Raw genomic sequence first — 4529 nt, 5'->3', positions numbered from 1 at the left:
GTTAACTCGGTAAGACCAATTCAGAAAGTCCCTTCAGGGGGAAGATGGCTAATTCAAGATGAGGATGGGATCCTGACCTTGCCGTATTGGGTTGATCACGTGGGATCGCGGGATACTCGCTGGCGAAGATACTCACTCCGAACTCTTGAAGGTGATGATGTGCCGGAGTTAGCCTGGACGGAAATTTGCCCAAACTAAGCCGTGAGAAGTGATTTTCCTCTGATTGCCGTAAGGCGTTGAGCACTACTGGAGCGTAGCGCGCAGTTGACGAAGTGGGCAATGATTTTCCTCTGATTGCCGTAAGGCGTTGAGCACGTAGAGCCGGCCGCGTGCCCTCTGGTAGACCAGTAGTGTGATTTTCCTCTGATTGCCGTAAGGCGTTGAGCACAATGTCCCACGGCTTATCGGCGGGGCTGTAGTCAGGTGATTTTCCTCTGATTGCCGTAAGGCGTTGAGCACTTCAAAAGCTTTGAAGTGGGGTGTTCAAGGTATGTTGTGATTTTCCTCTGATTGCCGTAAGGCGTTGAGCACGGAAGCGGCGCCGGCTCATCGTCCTCCTCTGGCTCCTGTGATTTTCCTCTGATTGCCGTAAGGCGTTGAGCACGACCGGGCCTGGCTGCTGGAGATAACCAGTCAGGTGTGATTTTCCTCTGATTGCCGTAAGGCGTCTTGCTTTCCCTCTGCAGGTTTTGCATCCGAACTCGAGGCAGAGATGGGATCAGATGACTTGGCCGTCGGATGTTATTCTCCCCTTGAGTTTACCGGCCCGCTCTTCGGCCTCCTCCATAACCCTGTCCAGCTGCTCCAGCACCTCACCCGGATGCTTTTCCAGCACCCGCAGGGAGAGGGCCATCCGTCCCTTGGCCTCATCCACATCGATGACAACAGCTTTGATGCGTTGGCCTGGTTTGAACAAATCCGGTAGCGAGGCTACAAAACTTTGGCTGACCTGCTTGATGTGCAACAGCCCGGTTATCCCTTCTTCCAGGTCCACAAACACACCGAAGGGTTTTAGTCCGCTGACTTTGCCTTCCACCACTTGGCCATTGGTGTAGCGGCTCAGGTTCTCGGACTTTACAGCCGCCCTTTGGGAGAGCACCAGCTTGTTGGCTTCTGGGTTCACCTCGATAAAGCTTGCTGTCAAGGATTGCCCCACCAACTCCTCCAGACTTTCCCGTTGGCTGAGGTGGGAGCGGGGAATGAAGCCGCGCAGCCCCTGCACATCCACCACCACCCCCCCTTTGTTGGTGGCGATCACCGGAACGGTTACCGTCTGGCCGTTGGCTTGCTTCTGGGCCAGCTCTTCCCAAAGCCGCTTCAGCCTCAGCCGCCGCGCCGAGAGCACAATTTGTCCTTCTGCATCTTCCCGCAGGATGAGAAACTCGGCTTCTGTCTTTAAAGGAAAGAGCGCACTCAAATCTTCCCCTGGGCGGATCCCTGCTTCCTTGAGGGGCAAAAAGGCCGGGGATTTGCCGCCAATATCCACCAGAGCGCCATCGTTCTGATGTTGGAAGATGCGGCCTTGCACCACCTGCCCCGGTTGAAAGCTGAGGTTTTGCTTGTCTAAAGCCTGGGCAAAATCTTCCGCGAAAAACGTATCGGCAGCCTGAGAGCGAGAAGAGCGAACGGTCATGGAAGGGCTCAATTCAAAAAGCAGTGGGTTTCAGGATAACCCAAAACCTTCCAAGGATCCCAGCTCCAGCCTCTGGCCTAGATGTAGTACATGAGCCGAGCCTGTTGCTGTTGTGCCTGCCGGTCGCAGAGGTCTTGTAGGGTGGTCTTCTGGAGAATGGCTACCGCCGCAGCTTGGGCATCTTGCCAGGCCTTCAGGAGCACTTCCCGCTCTGGGGTGAGATCGCCCGAGGGCAAGTCGCGGGAGCGGCTGAGATCTTCCCCCTCGATGGCCTGGATAACATCCAGCAGCGAGATCTGCCAGGGTGCTCGGGCCAGGAAGTAGCCTCCCTTGGATCCCCGTTGGCTGCGCACCAACCCCTGTCTGCGCAAGGTGGCCAGCAATTGCTCCAAGTAGCGGTCGGGTATGGACTGATGAGCCGCAATTTCTTTAATCTGCAGCACCTGGCCATCGCTGTAGTGCTGGGCCAATTCCAGAAGGGCCAGGAGAGCATATTCACTTTTGCAAGACAGTTCCAAGATATCCATCCTTGTGGAGGGCTTAGGTCTATGATACTCCGGTTTTTCACTGGGGTTTAGCGGGATCCCGCCCTGAGCTGGCAATGGGATCCAGCCTGTAAGGTGGAATAGGCCCCTTTGGGAATGGTTTATGGCGAGTGTCAGCACCCGGTCTGGTTCAGCACGGATCCCAGCGGAGCGATTACAAACCTTGCACCAACAGATTGGCAAGCTGATTGCCAATATCGAATCCGTGTTTCAGGGCAAATCGCAGGTGGTGCAGGCGGTGGTCACGGCCTTGGTTGCGGAAGGTCATGTTTTGCTTGAAGATGTGCCCGGTGTAGGCAAGACCACTTTGGCGCGGGCCATCGCCCACAGTTTGGGAGCCAAGTTTCAGCGGATTCAATTTACCAGCGACCTATTGCCGACAGATATCCTTGGCCTCACCCTTTTCAACAAAGAAAAAGGGGATTTTGAATTTCGTCCCGGCCCCATTTTTGCCCACGTGGTCTTGGCGGATGAAATCAATCGCACCTCGCCCCGCACCCAAAGTGCCCTGCTGGAGGCAATGGCGGAAAAGCAGGTTTCGCTGGACGATCGCACCTACCCGCTGCCCAGCCCATTTATGGTGTTGGCCACCCAAAATCCTTTGGAGTACCACGGCACCTATCCCCTCCCAGAAAGCCAGTTGGATCGGTTTTTGGTACGGCTGTCGATTGGCTACCCCAGCCCTGAGGTAGAGCGAGCTTTACTCTTGCAACGGCAACAGGCCGAGCCGGTGGATGCTCTGCAGCCGGTTCTCTCCCTGATAGAGTTGCGAGAGATTCAGTCGGCGGTGGATCAGGTGTATTTGGATGGATCCCTGGCGGACTATCTTCTGCAGGTGGTGCAGGCCACTCGCGTGTCCAAGCTGCTGCGGGCGGGGGTATCCACCCGTGGAGCCCTGGCCTTGGCGCGGGCAGCACGGGCTCAGGCGCTGGTGAAAGGGCGCAGCTTTTGTCTACCAGAAGATCTGCAAGCACTGTTCGTGCCGGTACTGACCCATCGGGTTTCTCTGGCCGGGTCGGGAGAGATGGCCGGCAACCGACGGCAAGAGGCTGAGGCGGTGATTCGAGATATTGTCTCCACAATTGAGCCGCCTGTTTGAGGGATCCGTAGCAGCAATGGTTAACTACAGCAGTGAGTCGGGTCGGATCCGGGGATCCACCCACATCAGGAGCAAATCGGCCAACAAATTGCCCAGAATGAGCATGATGGCCCCCAGCAGAAGCCCCGCCATCACCACATTGATATCGAAACTTTGAACAGCTTCCAAGAGCAGCTTGCCCAGCCCCGGCCAATTGAAGAAAAACTCGGCGATAAAGGAACCGCTGAGCAGATTGGCAAACTCAAAGCCCAAGATCGTGATCAAGGGGTTGACGGCGTTGCGCAGCGCGTGCAACCAGATCACCCGCCACTCTGGGATCCCACGGGCCCGCGCCGCCTGGATGTATTCCTGCCGCAGCACATCCAAGAAATTGCCCCGCGTAATCCGCTGCAGCCCGGCAAAGCTGGTGATGCTCAAGGCGAGGGTGGGCAGAAGCAGGTGGCGGCCCAAATCCAGCAGTTTTTCCCCGATACTCAGCTCGGCAAAATCCACGCTGGTCATGCCCCCCACCGGCAGCCAGCCGACATTCTGGGCCACGATCAGCAGCAAAATGGCCAGCACAAAGCTGGGCATGGCCTGACCCAGATAGCTGAACAACTGTAGCGCCCGATCCAAGGGAGTGTTCTGCCGCAGCGCCCCCAGGATCCCAAGGGGAATGGAGATCATCCAGGTGAGCAAAATGGAAGACACCGCCAGCAGCAGGGTGGCCCCAGCCCGAGAGGCGATCAACCCCAACACAGGAACCCGGTAGGTATAGCTCATGCCGAAATCCCCCTGCAGCAGGTTGCCCAGCCAGGTCAAATACTGCCAAACCAAGGGCTTATCCAACCCCAGCCGTGCTTCCTCTTGGGCAATAAACTCCTGGCTGACACTGGGATCCGCCCGCAAGGGATCCAAAAAATCTCCGGGGGCCAGTTGCAACAGCAAAAAACTGAGCAGCGTGATCAACAGCAGCACCGGTACGGCTTGGGTGATCCGCTGCAAAACTAAGGCCAGGGGAGGCCAAAGGTCAAAAGCGCGGGAACGGGAAGGCGGAGAGGAGGTTACAGCCACAGATGCAGATGGATACCTTAAGTGGTGCGCTCTTTGAGTTGGATTCTTGTCGAACTATGGTAAACTACCCGGCTCCGACCGCTAAGCGGTACGGAGCGGGCTTTCAGTAGCCCTGAGCCTGCTCTGCTCTACCAGAGAACAAAACAAGCCCGGACCTCTAGGCTGGTTTACGACAGCCCCCAAGAGCGCAATCACATTC

The 4529-nt window shown here is 56.8% G+C and carries 4 protein-coding genes and 1 CRISPR repeat array; of the genes, 1 reads left to right on the top strand and 3 read right to left on the bottom strand.

Annotation, left to right across the window (positions count from 1 at the left end; translation table 11 throughout):
* Nucleotides 1-209 precede the first annotated feature (209 nt).
* Nucleotides 210-675: direct repeats of the CRISPR family, unit length 35 nt; unit sequence TGATTTTCCTCTGATTGCCGTAAGGCGTTGAGCAC.
* A 43-nt stretch (nucleotides 676-718) separates the two neighbouring features.
* Both NW849_RS13910 and NW849_RS13905 read right to left on the bottom strand, forming a co-directional pair.
* Nucleotides 719-1633 (bottom strand): S1 RNA-binding domain-containing protein, encoded by a 915-nt coding sequence (locus NW849_RS13910; protein WP_414358392.1) that lies wholly within the window; start codon nucleotides 1631-1633, stop codon nucleotides 719-721.
* A 77-nt stretch (nucleotides 1634-1710) separates the two neighbouring features.
* Nucleotides 1711-2151: an RrF2 family transcriptional regulator gene (locus tag NW849_RS13905; protein WP_011432485.1), complete on the bottom strand. Its 441-nt coding sequence runs from the start codon at nucleotides 2149-2151 to the stop codon at nucleotides 1711-1713.
* Nucleotides 2152-2281: 130 nt separating this feature from the next.
* Here NW849_RS13905 and NW849_RS13900 point away from each other — a divergent pair, with 130 nt between their 5' ends.
* Nucleotides 2282-3277 (top strand): AAA family ATPase, encoded by a 996-nt coding sequence (locus NW849_RS13900; protein ID WP_414358388.1) that lies wholly within the window; start codon nucleotides 2282-2284, stop codon nucleotides 3275-3277.
* Nucleotides 3278-3301: 24 nt separating this feature from the next.
* Here the strand turns inward: NW849_RS13900 and NW849_RS13895 are convergent, their stop codons facing one another.
* A complete protein-coding gene (locus NW849_RS13895; RefSeq protein WP_414358385.1) occupies nucleotides 3302-4330 on the bottom strand; it encodes an ABC transporter permease in 1029 nt (342 codons plus the stop codon).
* Nucleotides 4331-4529 lie beyond the last annotated feature (199 nt).

It is taken from the genome of Synechococcus sp. R55.3, from assembly GCF_047461975.1.
Classification (GTDB): Bacteria; Cyanobacteriota; Cyanobacteriia; order Thermostichales; family Thermostichaceae; genus Thermostichus.
Note: the sequence above shows the minus strand (reverse complement) of the source record. Positions and strands in the feature narration are given on the sequence as shown.